This window comes from Nitrosospira multiformis, from assembly GCF_003050865.1.
Classification (GTDB): domain Bacteria; phylum Pseudomonadota; class Gammaproteobacteria; order Burkholderiales; family Nitrosomonadaceae; genus Nitrosospira; species Nitrosospira multiformis_E.
This window is the reverse complement of sequence record NZ_QAOK01000004.1, coordinates 71,222-86,674: the sequence shown is the minus strand read 5'-3', so window position 1 is coordinate 86,674 and position 15,453 is coordinate 71,222. Positions and strand designations below refer to the sequence as shown.

Sequence of the window (15,453 nt, the reverse complement as noted above, 5' to 3'; positions counted from 1 at the left end):
CCTGAGTCCTCCCTTGAATCCTCCCTTAAGCCGCTCCCTTTGGAGCTTCGGTTGTTCGCCGATGGGTTGTTTCCTGCCTCAGGAGCGCCAGTACCTCCTCATCCGGAGTTTGCATGAAGCTGTCATACCATTGCCCTACCCCGAAAAAAGGTTCGGGTGTATACAGGCACACGAGATCGTCCGCCTCCTGGCGTATTTTTCGACATGCCGATGTTGTGCCGACAGGTACAGCCACAACGATTCTTGCAGCACCGGCGTCGTGTAAAGAAACAATAGCAGCATGCATGGTCGCACCCGTAGCCAGGCCGTCATCGACGAGAATGATTGTTTTCCCCTGAATGTCGGGGGCAGGCATGCCTCTGCGATAAAGTTTGTTGCGCCGTTCCAGTTCAGTCCGCTCCCTGGTTATGGCAGCATCGATGGAAGCCTCATCGATATTCAGAAGCTTGATGATTTCCTTGTTGAGGACAAGAGTGTCTGTCCCTGCCATCGCTCCCATTGCCAGTTCCTCCTGGCCTGGCGCACCCAGTTTCCGTACAAGCCATACATCCAGCGGTACGGCCAGCATCCGCGCAATCTCGTAGGCAACCGGCACCCCACCGCGTGGAAGCGCCAGAACAAGCACGTCGGTTCTTCCCGCGTAGACCGACAACGCTTCCCCCAGCATCCTCCCTGCTTCGGCTCTGTCTGCGAAGTGATATTCGGTGCCCGACATGGCTTTATTGCCTGTCTATTACTTGTCTAGCAATGGTCCTGAAACCATTCGGCGGCAAGACCGGCGGCTGCCTCCAGCGTTCCCGGTTCTTCAAACAGGTGAGTGGCATTCGGCACGATCTCCAGCTTCGATTCGGTATTGAGGCGGGCGAGCGCTTCCTTGTTGAGCTCCAGAACTTGAGGATCGTTTTCCCCTACGATGAGAAGTACAGGCGCTACAACCTCTGGTAAATAAGCACCCGCGAGATCGGGACGTCCGCCTCGTGAAGCCACGGCCATGATATTTTCCGGACGCCGCGCCGCTGCAATCAGCGCTGCCCCGGCACCGGTGCTCGCTCCAAACCAGCCTATTTTCAAATCTCTCGTCTGCGACTCCTGCTGGAGCCAGGCAGCGATATCGATCAACCTGTCCGCCAGCATCGGGATATCGAAGCGTAGATGCCGCGTGCGCATGTCTATGACTTCCTCTTCTTCAGTCAGGAGATCGGCAAGGAGAGTGGCGAAGTTATATGCGTTCAACATTTCAGCCACGTAGCGATTACGAATGCTGTGCCGGCTGCTGCCGCTGCCATGAGCGAAGGCGACAATGGCCCGCGCGTGGGGCGGCATCGTCAGATCGGCATTCAGCACGACCCCGCTTGCCGGGATGCGAACAGCCCGGGCTTCAGAAACATCATCATACAAGGAACTCATAGCGCACATCCCTAGTGATTAAACGCAGGTACTTAACAAAAGCAAAAGGAGCAATGCGACAAAATGATCCGTTATTTGAACAGTTTGTAGGACGCTGGCTTCCCTTTCCGTTCGTTGCCGAACATAGTCAACTCCCGGATATTTCACCAAACCAGCTGAGAATTATAGAAAGCGGTAGCAACAAAGAAAGTACGGAAATATTTGTGGCAGCAGCTATGATTTGGAGTAACCGATATTCGCCGCACAATCAACGGAAAGGGAAGCGACTCGAATGAAAACGGTCTATCGCATTTATCCGGCAGTAGGAATTGCGCGCATAGGAAACAGCGAGAGCGCGTATTTTTTTGGTCCCGAATCTCCCGGAATCGTTCCCCCTGGACCCTATCGCGACAATTCCGGAAAAATAAAGCCGCAGGCAGCCCGATTCAGGATTTATAAATTCGTCAGGGATGATTTCGGCAAGGAAACCATTGACAGCGAGATCGTTGCGAATGAAAAAACAACGATTACATGGAGTGCTCACCTTGCCAATCGAAAAGCGGCGGGGGGAAATTTTCCTCCGGGCGGCCCTGGAGGGTCGCCGCGGAATCCAGGATATGATCGAGCGGGACTGGTCGTGGATACCACGTTGCGATCAATATCGGGAAAGAGCAAACCCGCTGCCCCCTTGAACGGAGAAATAGATTTCATAAGGAATGGCAACGTCGAAGGCAGTGCAAAAATCGATCTCGGGCGGCTGCTCACCGATGAGAACGGGCGCCTGATCGTCATTGGCGGTCCAGGCAAGTCAGGCTCTCCCCTTGGCAGGGGGTTGAACAGTTTTGCCAACAATGATGGCTGGTACGATGGGGTTTCCGATGGTCCGGTGAATGCCGTGGTGGAGGTCGAGGGAGAAGCGCCCGTCACTGCCGAAGAAGGCGCCTGGGTTGTCGTCGCCCCGCCTTCCTACGCACCAGGCATCGAAAACGTAACCACCTGGTACGATCAGGCCGTCAATGTTGCCTCCAGAAATTTCTCTCCCCTCCTGATAAAAAATGTGCCTTCGTTCACCCGCCATATCTACCCGATACTGAAGCGCGTAGTCCTGATTCACTGGGTAGTCGAGGAGAGAAACCGGCATCACGGGGGTGCCGGCAATTTTCTGAATCCGGCTCGATTGAGCAAACTCGCGGACAAGACCGAGAATGGAAGGTCCGCGCGCGAGACGGTCTTGAGCTGGCTGACAAAACCCAACACGCGTGTCGATCCCAATACCCCGCCGCGCCAGACGCCACCCAGCATGCCTAAAGTGAACAGCGGACTGGATCCGGACAACCCCGAGCGAGGAGAATACACCGCACTCACGGAGTATCAGTACACCCTCATGGAGAGATGGGCACGGGGTGATTTCGAAGCGGACTGGACGAGTGAACCAGCGCCGGTTGCTTTCGACGAATTGCCATTGAATCAGCAGCCGGACGCTTTGACCCGTGCTGTCCTGGAAGGATGTATCGGAGCGCCGTTCTTTCCGGGTATCGAGGTCACATATGTGATCGCGCAGGCAGCAACTTACCAGGCACCCTTTCGGATCAGGCAGACGCTTCCTCCGGGTTTTCTGACGGAACGGATGGCGTTACCCTGGCAGGCGGATTTTCTCGCTTGCGGAGAGCTGTGGTGGCCGGCTCAACGCCCTGTCGATGTTATCACCGCCTCCGGCCTGCAGCCGTTCTCTCGCGGCATAGATGACTATGTTGACATGGTCCGGTGGTGGACCGAACTGGGCTTTATCGTGAAGAAAGGCGACCAATATGTCGAGGATGAGCGCAGACCCATCGCGGGTCAGACCTGATCCGGTCAGAAAGGGAAAAAGGAGGACGCCAGTAGAACCTGTACCGCTTAGTCCAGTTCCTTCTTTTCTCAGATCTGCGCCTGCTTGAAGACGGATGGATCGAGCTGGTATCGCTGCAGCAGCTTGTAGAACTCCGTCCGATTACGCTTGGCGAGGCGTGCTGCCTGGGTGACGTTTCCTCCCGTGATTTTAAGTACGCGCACCAGATAATCCCGTTCAAAACTTCTGCGCGCATCCTCGAAAGACACGAGTTGCTCTTCTTCCCGGTGCATCGCATCGTAGACCAGCACCGGCGAGATAAGGGGTGCAGTACTCAAGGCAACGCATCTCTCGACGACGTTCATGAGTTGGCGCACATTGCCGGGCCAGGATGCGGCAACCAGTGTTTCCATGGCTTCGGGAGAGAAACCATTGATATTTTTCTGGTATTTCTCTGAAAACGTGCTGAGAAAGTAATTTATCAGTAAGGGAATATCTTCGCGCCTCTGCGCCAGAACCGGGATGGTAAGTGACACTACGTCCAGCCTGTAATACAGATCTTCCCGAAATGTTCCAGCAGCGATTTCTGTTTTCAAATCGCGGTGAGTGGCCGAAATAATACGCACATCCACCGGGATCGATTGCGTCGATCCAACCGGTCGAACTTGCCTGTCCTGCAGAACACGCAACAGCTTGACCTGAAGCAAAACCGGCATATCGCCGATTTCGTCGAGGAAGAGAGTGCCTCCCTCAGCCAGCTGGAATAAACCCTTATGATCCCTGACAGCTCCGGTAAATGCTCCTTTGACATGCCCGAACAGCTCGGATTCCAGCAACTGTTCCGGAATGGCCGCGCAATTGATGGCGACAAACGGATGGTCGGACCGTTTGGATGCATCATGTATGGCATGCGCGAACAGTTCCTTGCCCACGCCGCTTTCTCCATAGATCAGCACGCTGGCGTCACCTTCCGCAACCAGTCCTGCCCGAGTGAGAATATCCTCCATGACAGCACTCTGGGTGATGATATTCTTGCGCCACGATGCCTGCGACAGTTCTTTCTGCGATACGGCGCCCGGAACGAACTTGAGCGCCTGACTGATATTGGCCAGCAACGTCTTGCTGTCAAAAGGTTTGGCAAGATAACCGAATACCCCTCGCTGGACAGCCGTGACGGCATCGGGAATCGTCCCGTGCGCCGTGAGTATGATCACCGGCAAGGTTGGCAAGGTGCGGTGAATTTGCTCAAATAATGCCATGCCATCCATGCCACTCATCTGCATATCGCTGATGACCAGTTGCGGACGGGACACATCCAGATAGTTCAGGGCAGCCTCTGCGCTTGGGACGGCGTCCACTTTGTATCCCGCCGCCGTAAGGCGCATGGTCAGCAGCTCAAGCAGATCGGTGTCGTCATCAACGATCAGAATTTTGGGTTTTGCATCGGACATGATTTTACGTTTCTTTACAATTCTTTAAGCAGATTCTTTTCCATGCTTTTTATGGCATCGATCTGACTCTGCAGGGTTTCTGCACGCTTCTGCTCATCTTTCAGTTTCTGCGAAAGTTCCTCGACGCTGTGACTCAGCCGTTGTTGCTCTACGAGCAAGCCGGCCAGCAGGTTTCTGAAACTCTGCAAGTTATTTGCCGATTTCGAGTCTTTCGGCCATTCATTGAGCAGATGGGTTGCAGAGGTAACGTCTCGAAAGGAAGTATTCGGCAGGATGAGGAGCAATACCAGACGGGCGCGGTTAGTGTCGCTTTTGTTCCGTATGAAGCTCTGTTTCGCCTTGTCGTATACCCGGCTCAACTCCGCCGGCGACTGCCTGCGGATGGAATCATAAAACTCCATCATATCATCCATCTGCCCGGTCACAACAACCAATTCGGCCGGCGACGGCTCGACAGCGCGCGGGCTTTCAATGCTTTCAATGGCTGCGCACGCGGCCAGAAACATCAACGCCGCTACCGGAACCAGCCATAATCCTCCTATGCGCAGCACGCTCCTCATGCTGATCCCTCAGGCACATCATGAACGGGGAGGGTAAGCCGGAAGTGGGCGCCGCGATTAGCCAGCGGCACAAGCTCGATGTTCCCGCCGTGCGCAAGTGCATACTCCCGCGCGATCGACAATCCCAGGCCCGTTCCCCTCACGTGGCTGTCGATCACTTTTCGCCCCTGATAGAACGGTTCAAATACTTTCTCCCGATCAGCATCATCCACTCCGGGTCCAGCGTCCACTATATCCAGTTGCGCAATCCCAGCTGTCTCACTTGTCCAGATGCGGATGCATCCTCCCCTGGGTGAGAATTTCACGGCGTTCGATAAAAGATTGTCCACGATCACTTTGACTTTTTGCGGTTCGCACTCCAGCATCACTTCCGGACAAGACAAATCCATTCTCAGGCCTTTGTTCATAATGATGAGATTCTGATCGTGCAATACCGCATCCAGAATCTTCTTCAAACTCACCTCCTGTTTCACCAGCGCGGCTTTTTCGGTCTGGAGGGCGCTATAACTCAGCAAGTCCTCGATGCGCCGCTGCAACTGCAGGCTATTGCTGTGAAGGATGCGGGCAACGCGCTGCTGCTCTTCCGTCAGCTTTCCAGCTACACCTTCCACGAGCAAATCCGCCCCTTCCCGCATGGCCGTCAGCGGGGTCTTGAGTTCGTGAGAAACATGCTGCAGAAACCGCGTCTTCTGCTCTTCTAGCTTTAGCAGGCGCTGCCTCATCCAGTCCAGTCTTTCGCCAAAATAAACCAGGTCCTGGGGGCCATCCACCCGAATCGCCTTATGCAGCTTCCCCTGCCCCATGCTGCGAATGGCCTCCTCAATCTGGCGGATGGGGCGGGCGATCCGGAAGGAAAAAAAGAAGGCGAGCAATATGGCAAATGGAATCAGTGCAAGCAGTTGCCAGCCAACCGTAAAGCGCGCAGATCCTGCCATATCCTGCATTTCGTCCACCTCGCGCTCTATGAGCGCGTACCCGAGGGAGAAAAAAAAGCGTGCGGAATCCCGCAGGTGACCGAAGTTGCCGATCAGTTTACGCAGCTCTTCCGGTGATTCCTTGACGGCAGAAACCCTTTCGAAAATGACAGCTTCCTCTGATTTCAACTGCACCAGCAATCGTCCCTGCTCGTCGCTGAGAGAAAGCTCGGCAAGGCTTGCAGCGATTTTCTCGAATCCGGCATGCCCGCGGAAATAACCCTCCAGCAGGGCAGTATCACCCAGAATGTGAGTCTGACGCACCGCCCGCTCCATATTCGCGATTTCATCCGCAAGAGCGCGGCTGCTGTGCGCAATCTCCGCCGCCTGATATACAGCCTTCCGGCTCTGGTTCGCCAACCGGTCAATGGAAAAAGCGCTATTGATGAGCGCAACGATCAGCGGCAAGCCGACCAGAGCAAAGCCCAGCAGAATGAGTTTGACAAAGGATTTGGGCTTACGCCGCAGTCTTACCCACGAACCGCTTGCGCTATCCTGTCTTCCGGACTCCCCGGGGGCAATCATTTCTCTTCTTTGGTTCCTTTGAGGAATCGGAGTAATTTTATTTGCACTTGCCTCATACTGATCCTGCCACTCAGGCCTGGAAAACCCCATTGAGGCAGTTCAAACGATCGGAAGTGCCGGGATCCGGCAGCGATGATGCAGGATGCTTACTGTTCTATCCAGTACGCTATCCAGTCCGGGCATGCGGCCTTTTCTGATTTCTATTTTTTCGTCCTGGACGAATTCGCTGGGGCACTGGAGGCGCCGGGAGCAAGATAAGATTTGCAATAATGCTTGGAAGGAAACTCCTTGTTCCGTCGTGAATTCATGACAACGTCACCACCATTTCTTACACATTCCATGATCGATTTATCCAGGCTCGCGTAATGCTCGTCCGGGTCGGTATTTGCGGAAACAGGTGGCACTTTTTCCCTGATCTTGCGACAGACATCCGACTCGTCCTGCTCGTCCTGCTCGTCCTGCATCGCAGAAGCATTTTTTGATGAAGGTGGCAATGGACACAATCGGCAGGGATTTCCAGGGCAAAGGCATCCGGAACATTCGGCTTCCGCAGCAGTAGCAGTAGCAGTAGCAGTAGCAGTAGCAGTAGCAGTAGCAGTAGCTCCCGCCAGAGCAGCGGGAATAAGGCAGGAAATTATCCTTAACGCTTTGATTAACCTGAAATTCATTATCGCTTTCCGTACATGGGTAGCATATCACAAATTGATTCGCGAGTTTCCCCGGCTCCAGGGTGCATCCCTTTCATGGGTGCAAGCCGCGCCAAGGGATGCCGACTTTGAAGAGGATATGTTACAACAACTTCGTTACATTCTCCGGCGGACGGCACAGCACCGCCTGATTGCCTCTTACAACGATCGGACGCTGAATGAGGTCCGGGTTCTCCACCATGATTTTCATCAATTCCTCATCGGATAACTGCCCTGCCTGGTGCCGCTCGACAAGCTTGAGGTCGTGTGCGAGCGATTCCTCGCGACGCAATACATCCATTACCGGAATACCAAGCTTGTCAATCAGTTCGCGCAGCCGTTCAACGGTCAGCCGGGCGTCATAATAGTTCACTGCATCGAACTCTTCCCCGCTTTCTTTCAGCAGAGCGAGCGTCGCCCTGCATTTACTGCATGTCGGTTTCTGATAAATGGTGATCCTGTCAGTCATTGAATTCTCCTTCCTATCTCCTTCCTGGACCCCGAACCTCTACCGGGATCCGGTAATTCACGCTGCGAAACGATGAAAACACATTCAAGTCAAACCCTAAGTCAAACCTTGAGGCCGCTTTATCTGTTCGTGTATCTCATGCTCGGCATCCATGTCGGCTTTGGGGAAGTTCGCCAGCACATGCCGGACCATGCTGGACGCAAGTTCGTGTTCCCCGAGAAACACCATTCCCCCGCTTTCCTTTCTCAGTAGCGCTGCCTCTTCTTCGTTGTGCGTACGCACAATAATCCCGATCGGCGGGTTAAGTATACGTGCAGTTTCGATCATTCGGCGAGCGCGTAGTGTATCGGGAACCGCGATCACCAGCATCGCGGCCCGCGCGATATGCGCCTGGATAAGCACCGCGGGCTCCGCGGCGTCTCCAGCGACGGCGTGAATGCCGCGCTTGCGCAACCCTTCGACGGTCTCCCGATTTTGCTCGGCTACAACCAGGGGAATACTCTCTTTCCTGAGCGTTTCACCGATGCGCTCGCCTACGCGCCCATATCCCACCAGCACGACGTGACTCGTAACATAACTTGATGTGACAGTGGTCGGCAACTCCGCCAGGGGATCGTCCGAACGTTCAAGGATACGCGCCACTCCGGAACGGGAACGTATCCATGCCTGCGCCGGTTCAATCAGCTTGAATACCAGCGGATTCAATGTGATTGAGATGAAGGCTCCCGCGAGTATTAGACTCTGCGCTTCGACCGGCAGGAGTCCGAGCGACACTCCCAGACCGGCAAGGATAAACGAGAATTCACCGATCTGGGCCAGGCTGGCTGATACAGTAAGCGCCGTATTCAAGGGATAGCGGAAGGCGAGTACCAGCAGGAAGGCAGCGAGCGACTTGACAATGATGATGATGCCGAGTGTGGCGACCACGTGAAAAGGTTGCTCTATCAGTACATCGGGATCGAACAGCATTCCCACGGAGACAAAAAATAAAACCGAGAATGCGTCCCGAAGGGGCAGCGATTCATGAGCGGCGCGATGACTGAGATCCGATTCCCTCATGACCATGCCGGCAAAGAATGCGCCCAGCGCGAACGAAACGCCGAATAGCATGGCTGAGCCATAGGCGATGCCTATCGCAACAGCGATCACACTCAGGATGAAGAGTTCGTTGGAGTTGGTGCTGGCAACATACCAAAGCAATCTGGGAAAAACACGCCTCCCCACGACAAGCATCAGCGCAATGAAAATGGCCACCTTGCCAAAAGTAACCAGGACCGAGATCAGCAAACCCAGGCTCGATACACCCGTTGTGGCACCGCTCACGTCGCTGTGCAACCAGTCCGCAAGCGGGGGCAGCAATACAAGAACAAGAACCATCGCCATATCTTCAACGATCAGCCATCCCACCGCAATCGAACCATTGACTGATTTGAGCAAGCCCCGCTGCTCCAGGGCTCTCAGCAATACAACGGTGCTCGCGGTCGAAAGCGACACGCCATATACGATACTGATGGCCGGATTCCAGCCCCAGGAGAGAGCAACAGCGGCGCCGAAGGCCGTAGCGACGCTAATCTGAACGAGGGCGCCAGGCAAAGCGATACGGCGCACCGCCAACAGATCCTTGAGCGAGAAATGCAATCCCACCCCGAACATCAGTAGAATGACACCGATTTCCGCCAGTTGACCTGAAAGCTCCATATCAGCCACGAACCCCGGTGTATGGGCGCTCATGATGACGCCCGCAGTCAGATAGCCCACCAAGACGGGCAACTTCAGTCGATTGGCGATCACCCCCATCAGCAGGGCAAGACCGAAGCTGACAGCAATGGTAGTGATCAGGGTAAAACTGTGAGGCATGGGATTTGCCGGAGATAGTAAGGAGACCATGATAAACCCCTTTTTCTGCCGGGCTTATCGGGAATTCGCCTGAACAGGGTCAAGAACTGATACAGGAACGCGATCAGCGGTATGGATTCGGCGTGCGCCGACATGGAAAGAGGTTTATTTTATTATTACGGGTGCGTGAAAATGCTTGGGCTGAATAATCCGGGCGTGTCGGGACCGAGTTAATGTGATCCTCGGCGTCGGGTCGCGCTTGGCTGGCCAGGTAATCCCAATCCGGCAAGCATCATGGCTCGGATTTCCGTCTCCGGTACCGGAGAAGCATCTCAGCCATTCATGGCTGCATGATCCATTCCATAAAATATTTGCGCAGGTTAGGGTTTTATTCAGGCATTCCCCAGCGCCTGCAAGGGATCGACATATCGCATATCAAATTCCTGCGCAATAGCGGGATAAGTGATCGATCCACGATGCGTGTTCATTCCGTATTTCAATGCCAGATTTTTTCTGACCGCATCCAGGCCTTCATCTGCTAACTGTACGGTATAGATCGCCGTCTGGATATTAAGCGCGAAGGTGCTGGTACGAGGAACGGCACTGGGCATGTTCGCGACACAATAATGCACCACCCCGTCGATCTCATAGGTTGGATTGCTGTGGGTAGTGGGTCGGCTTGTTTCGATGCATCCCCCCTGATCCACGGCCACATCGACGATGACCGATCCTCTTCGCATTTTCGACAACATATCCGCCGTTACCAGCCAGGGGGTTCGTCCCCCTGGGATCAAAACCGCACCGATGACAAGATCGGCATTGTAGACCGCCTCCTCGATATTGTATTCATCGCTGAAGCGCGTCTGCAACTGCCCGCGATATATGTCATCCAGGTATTTCAGACGGTCGTGGCTCACATCCAGCACGGTGACCTGAGCCCCACATCCCGCAGCGACGCGCGCAGCATTCGTTCCCACGATGCCCGCACCGAGAATGGCGACGTTGGCCGCGGCCACACCAGGAACGCCGCCCATCAACACGCCTCGCCCCCCTTGTGTTTTTTGCAGATAGGTCGCGCCGATTTGAGTAGCCATGCGTCCCGCCACCTCGCTCATGGGCGCCAGCAGGGGCAATTTCCCATCTGCGGTTTGCACCGTTTCGTAAGCCACAGCGGTAACGCAACTCTCGAGCAGAGCCTCGACAAGAGGGCGGTCCGAGGCTAGATGAAGATAAGTGAAAAGCATCATATCCCGATGCAGATAACCGTATTCCGCAGGAGTCGGTTCCTTGACCTTGACCACGAGCTGCGCTGCCCACGCATCTTCCGCATGGGGGACAACCGTAGCCCCTGCCAGGCGATATTCATCATCCGAAAGAAAACTGCCTTCTCCCGCCCCGCTTTGCACAAGCACGCGGTGGCCACGCCGCGTCAATGCTTTGACGTTGCTTGGAGTCATGGCGACTCTGTTTTCATGGTCTTTCGTTTCTTTGGGCAATCCGATCAGCATAGGCATATATAACTGGGTAATCAGAAAACGAGGAGAGCGTTTTTTTATTGTACGACTGAACCTCGGAAGGTTGGCAGAGATGGCGCATAAATGGCTACAGCTGCCGGGAAGCGCTTCCCATCATTCTCACAAGTATACAACGGCATGAAATCACTCGAAAAAAATATTCGACGGGGCGTTGCAACGGTAGAACTATGGGGAGCAGAGCAATTGTTTGCGCAAGTGCTGGAGCACAGCCTTTCGCGTATCGACTCCACCTTTGAGAGCTGCCGGATAATCCAGCGTGAGGGTGGAATGCGCTTTCCCGGGTACCGTAACAGAGTGAAAGCGCGGAACGGATGATCCCGGGGCAGATTGAAGTGAGGCTTCCAGCCGCCTGAATCGAGCTGCGGGACAATGCGCATCATCCTCGAAACGGAGTCCGAGTAACGACATCGTATCCTTGCGGCTGGATGCAAAGGCCAGCACTTCGGGTTCGATATCGAGCCCTTCGGGTTGAAAGAACGGCAGACTCGGCTGGGCAGCCACGGGTGCGAGGAGGGATGCTTCGAGCATCATGGCCAGAACAAATCCGCCCGTATAGCACATACCGATGGCGCCCACACCGGGACCGCCACATTCTGCATGTATTTCTCGGCACAAAGCCCGAAGCGGTACTGTGATGCTGCTCGATTTGCCAGCAGCAAGAATGTTGAACTCCTTCCGTATGCATACGAAAGGCGCTTTCAGCAGGCCGAGCGTTACGGACTGGAGCGGCCTGCCGAACAGAAGTGGCATGACAACGTGAAATCCCCGATCTGCCAACCACTCCGCAAACTCGACAGTCTCCGATGTGAGGCCCGGCAGTTCGTGCAGGAGGATGACGCCGTACCCTCCACCTTTCCGGAAAATCGGGAATGCATGGTCGCCCGCAGTGAACAGTTCTTCCGAAAAGCCCTTGATTGCGCTCACTGCGTCATTACATCCGGCATCATCATCCAATTGCAGGTGATGTTCGACCTATAGGGCCTTGACCATGTCTTCGACGACCTTCTTGGCATCCCCGAATATCATCATGGTCTTGTCCATATAGAAGAGATCGTTGTCCAGGCCGGCATAACCCGCAGCCATGCTGCGTTTGACCACCATTACCGTACGCGCCTTATGCGCGTCCAGAATGGGCATGCCGTAGATCGGGCTGCCCGGCACATTTGCCGCCGGATTCACCACGTCGTTTGCGCCAAGCACAAGCACCACGTCGGTATTGGAAAAATCGCTGTTGATCTCATCCATCTCCAGCACCTGCTCATACGGTATCTCGGCTTCCGCCAGCAGCACGTTCATGTGCCCCGGCATGCGTCCTGCAACAGGATGGATGGCAAAACGCACATTCACGCCTTTCTTATGCAGCATTTCCGCCAGTTCCTTCACTGCATGCTGCGCCCTGGCCACGGCCAGTCCGTAGCCCGGCACGATGATGACGCTGTCAGCATTTCCCATGATGAAAGCGGCATCGTCCGCGCTGCCGCTACGGTAGGTTTTCTGCGTCCCATCACCTGCCACGGCGGCCCCCCCCTCACTCCCGAACCCGCCCAGTATGACGGAGAGGAATGGGCGGTTCATCGCCTTGCACATGATATAGGACAGGATCGCGCCTGAACTGCCCACCAGTGATCCCGCGATGATCAGCATGGGATTGCCAAGCGAGAACCCGATACCGGCCGCGGCCCAGCCAGAGTAGGAATTAAGCATGGAAATGACCACGGGCATGTCAGCGCCGCCAATCGGGATGATGATGAGAAAGCCGAGCACGAACGCAATCGCGGTCATGGTGGCGAAGGCAGTCCAGTTCGTGGTGGCGCTGAAGAAAAACCACAGGCCGAACCCAACCATGACGATCGCCATGACCAGATTGACCCTATGCTGACCGTTGAAGGTGATGGGTGCACCACTCATCCGGCCTGACAATTTGAGGAAGGCTATCACCGAACCCGACCAGGTCATTGCGCCGATGAATGTGCCGAGGAACAGTTCCAGCTTGCTGCCCATCGGCAATATCTCGGGCAGGCCAAAGGAAGCGGGATTATTGACTGCGGCGATGGCGATGAATACCGCCGCCAGACCGACGAGGGAGTGCATGAACGCGACCAGTTCCGGCATCGCGGTCATCTGCACACGTCGCGCCACAACAGCACCAATGGCGCCCCCCAATGCGATACAGACAATGATCAGCGCCCAGTTCCTGGTGATGGTAAGCGTGGTAATGACCGCGATTACCATTCCGATGATCCCGAACATATTCCCGCGTCGGGCGGAGAGCGGCGAGCTTAAACCTTTTAGCGCCAGGATGAAGAAAACCGAAGCGATAAGATACGCGAGAGCGACCGTATTTGCCGACATTGACTAGCTTCCTTTTTTATCTTTTTTTCTGAACATTTCCAGCATCCGCTGGGTAACAAGAAATCCGCCGAATACGTTGATCGCAGCCAGCGTTACCGCGGCAGCCCCCAGCCATACGCCCCAGTCGGTTTCCGCCGGCCCGGCGGCGAGCATGGCGCCGACGAGAATGATGCCGGAAATCGCGTTGGTCACCGACATCAATGGCGTGTGCAGGGCCGGAGTCACATTCCAGACCACGTGATACCCCACGAACACGGCCAGCACGAATACCGTGAGATTAATAATGGTTGGGTCAATTTCGCCAATCATGATCGCTCCTTCTAATCTATTAATTTTTTACCAGGACCGAGCCAGGGGAGGAAAAGCAGCGATAAAAACTTATGGACTGCTTTTCAGTCCGGGTCCGTGTCCTTTCAGGTTTTCCCGATAACTTCCCCATTGGCGCACACCAAGGTTCCGGCGATGATTTCGTCTTCACGATTTATGTTCAATTCGCCCGTCTTTGCGTCGAGCATCAGGTTGAGGAAATTCATCAGGTTGCGCGCATACAGGGCGCTGGAATCGGCGGCCACCAGTCCGGGCAGATTGGCAATGCCGACGAGATGCACGCCATGTTTCACGACGACCTTGTTCAATTCAGACAAGGGGCAGTTACCACCGGCTTCAACCGCCAAGTCGACAATGACAGAACCCGGTTTCATCGCACGCACCGTTTCTTCCCTGATCAGCACAGGCGCCGGGCGGCCGGGAATCAGTGCCGTCGTAATGATGATGTCGGCTGCTGAGGCACGCTGGTGCACCAGTTCGCCCTGACGGCGTTTGTAATCCTCCGACATTTCACGTGCGTACCCGCCCGTGGTTTCCGCTTGCGCCTTTTCCTCGTCGCTGAGCGAAACCTCGACAAACTTGGCGCCCAGGCTTTCCACCTGTTCCTTGGCGGCCGGGCGCACATCGAATGCTTCGATTACCGCTCCCAGCCGCTTAGCGGTGGCAATGGCCTGCAATCCCGCCACTCCTGCACCCAGAACCAATACTCTCGCCGCCTTTACCGTGCCCGCCGCTGTCATCAGCATGGGAAAAAATTTCTGATAAATGTTGGCCGCCATGAGCACCGCCTTGTATCCGGCGATGTTGGCCTGCGACGACAGCACGTCCATGCTCTGGGCACGCGAGATACGCGGCAGCTTTTCCATCGAAAAAGCGGTAATGCCGTGAGCGGCGAGGGTTTCGATGCCCTCGGCCTGATGCGGAGAAAGCAGTCCAATCAATACCGCATCCTTGCGCATCAATGCGAGCTCAGCCGCCTCGGGCGCGCGCACCTTGAGCACGATCTGAGACTGGCCATACAACTCACCGGGATCAGTCACAATACTTGCGCCGGCAGCCTGGTATTCCGCGTCCGGTATGCTCGCGCCCGCACCCGCGCCGGACTGTACCAGAACGACATGCAAACCTTTGGCGGTAAATTTCTTGACCGTCTCCGGCGTGGCGGCAACCCGGGTCTCTCCCCCACGGGTCTCTGCCGGTATTCCTATATGCATGAATATCTCCCTTTATCTTTCTTGTATGCGCCACGCCCGGTGGCGAGGTGAAAAGCCCCTTGCACCTGTCGCGGAGCCCTGTTCCAACAAAAACCCCGAATTATAAATGAACCTGGGCACAATGCAGTGCTCGATCAAATGAAAACCGATTCTTTTCTCCAACTTTCCGATAACCATTCCTGCAGAGGAGATCAGCGCGAGCATGAAATGATTCCGATTCCGGATTCGCGCACTTCTGGTTGTAACAATTCATGGAAGTGCGGAAGTGTAGGTGGGGACTCTGCCCGACAACATTTTCATCGTCCGGCAG

14 protein-coding genes are annotated in these 15,453 nt (G+C 55.2%); 1 reads left to right on the top strand and 13 read right to left on the bottom strand.

The window, feature by feature from the left end; translation table 11 throughout:
* Positions 1 to 25: 25 nt before the first annotated feature.
* Complete coding sequence (locus tag C8R21_RS03520) at positions 26 to 715, bottom strand: phosphoribosyltransferase (protein WP_107761464.1); 690 nt, start codon at positions 713 to 715, stop codon at positions 26 to 28.
* 26 nt (positions 716 to 741) lie between these two features.
* Positions 742 to 1,407, bottom strand: a complete 666-nt coding sequence (locus tag C8R21_RS03515; RefSeq protein WP_107761463.1) for a dienelactone hydrolase family protein — start codon at positions 1,405 to 1,407, stop codon at positions 742 to 744.
* A 271-nt stretch (positions 1,408 to 1,678) separates the two neighbouring features.
* Here C8R21_RS03515 and C8R21_RS03505 point away from each other — a divergent pair, with 271 nt between their 5' ends.
* On the top strand, positions 1,679 to 3,235 hold the full coding sequence (locus C8R21_RS03505; protein ID WP_107761461.1) for a LodA/GoxA family CTQ-dependent oxidase: 1,557 nt from the start codon (positions 1,679 to 1,681) through the stop codon (positions 3,233 to 3,235).
* A gap of 68 nt (positions 3,236 to 3,303) precedes the next feature.
* Here C8R21_RS03505 and C8R21_RS03500 read toward each other — a convergent pair whose 3' ends face one another.
* From C8R21_RS03500 to C8R21_RS03450, 11 genes are all read right to left on the bottom strand, one after another.
* Positions 3,304 to 4,665, bottom strand: coding sequence for a sigma 54-interacting transcriptional regulator (locus C8R21_RS03500; protein ID WP_107761460.1), 1,362 nt, complete (start codon positions 4,663 to 4,665; stop codon positions 3,304 to 3,306).
* A 14-nt stretch (positions 4,666 to 4,679) separates the two neighbouring features.
* Positions 4,680 to 5,225 (bottom strand): dihydrolipoamide acyltransferase, encoded by a 546-nt coding sequence (locus C8R21_RS03495; protein ID WP_107761459.1) that lies wholly within the window; start codon positions 5,223 to 5,225, stop codon positions 4,680 to 4,682.
* Positions 5,222 to 6,724 (bottom strand): HAMP domain-containing sensor histidine kinase, encoded by a 1,503-nt coding sequence (locus C8R21_RS03490; RefSeq protein ID WP_107761524.1) that lies wholly within the window; start codon positions 6,722 to 6,724, stop codon positions 5,222 to 5,224. Before C8R21_RS03490 ends, C8R21_RS03495 begins: the two co-directional genes overlap by 4 nt.
* A gap of 200 nt (positions 6,725 to 6,924) precedes the next feature.
* The gene (locus tag C8R21_RS15600) at positions 6,925 to 7,392 is read right to left on the bottom strand and encodes a hypothetical protein (RefSeq protein WP_146162437.1); all 468 of its coding nucleotides are present in this window, start codon (positions 7,390 to 7,392) and stop codon (positions 6,925 to 6,927) included.
* 121 nt (positions 7,393 to 7,513) lie between these two features.
* On the bottom strand, positions 7,514 to 7,879 hold the full coding sequence (locus C8R21_RS03480) for an arsenate reductase family protein (RefSeq protein ID WP_107761457.1): 366 nt from the start codon (positions 7,877 to 7,879) through the stop codon (positions 7,514 to 7,516).
* A gap of 96 nt (positions 7,880 to 7,975) precedes the next feature.
* Positions 7,976 to 9,736, bottom strand: a complete 1,761-nt coding sequence (ybaL, locus tag C8R21_RS03475; protein WP_219906602.1) for a YbaL family putative K(+) efflux transporter — start codon at positions 9,734 to 9,736, stop codon at positions 7,976 to 7,978.
* A gap of 371 nt (positions 9,737 to 10,107) precedes the next feature.
* Positions 10,108 to 11,223 (bottom strand): alanine dehydrogenase, encoded by a 1,116-nt coding sequence (gene ald / locus C8R21_RS03470; RefSeq protein WP_107761455.1) that lies wholly within the window; start codon positions 11,221 to 11,223, stop codon positions 10,108 to 10,110.
* A gap of 192 nt (positions 11,224 to 11,415) precedes the next feature.
* On the bottom strand, positions 11,416 to 12,204 hold the full coding sequence (locus C8R21_RS03465) for a dienelactone hydrolase family protein (protein WP_181258839.1): 789 nt from the start codon (positions 12,202 to 12,204) through the stop codon (positions 11,416 to 11,418).
* An 18-nt stretch (positions 12,205 to 12,222) separates the two neighbouring features.
* Positions 12,223 to 13,602 (bottom strand): NAD(P)(+) transhydrogenase (Re/Si-specific) subunit beta, encoded by a 1,380-nt coding sequence (locus C8R21_RS03460; RefSeq protein ID WP_107761453.1) that lies wholly within the window; start codon positions 13,600 to 13,602, stop codon positions 12,223 to 12,225.
* 3 nt (positions 13,603 to 13,605) lie between these two features.
* Positions 13,606 to 13,911, bottom strand: a complete 306-nt coding sequence (locus C8R21_RS03455; RefSeq protein WP_011380496.1) for an NAD(P) transhydrogenase subunit alpha — start codon at positions 13,909 to 13,911, stop codon at positions 13,606 to 13,608.
* Positions 13,912 to 14,015: 104 nt separating this feature from the next.
* Complete coding sequence (locus C8R21_RS03450) at positions 14,016 to 15,143, bottom strand: Re/Si-specific NAD(P)(+) transhydrogenase subunit alpha (RefSeq protein WP_107761452.1); 1,128 nt, start codon at positions 15,141 to 15,143, stop codon at positions 14,016 to 14,018.
* Positions 15,144 to 15,453 lie beyond the last annotated feature (310 nt).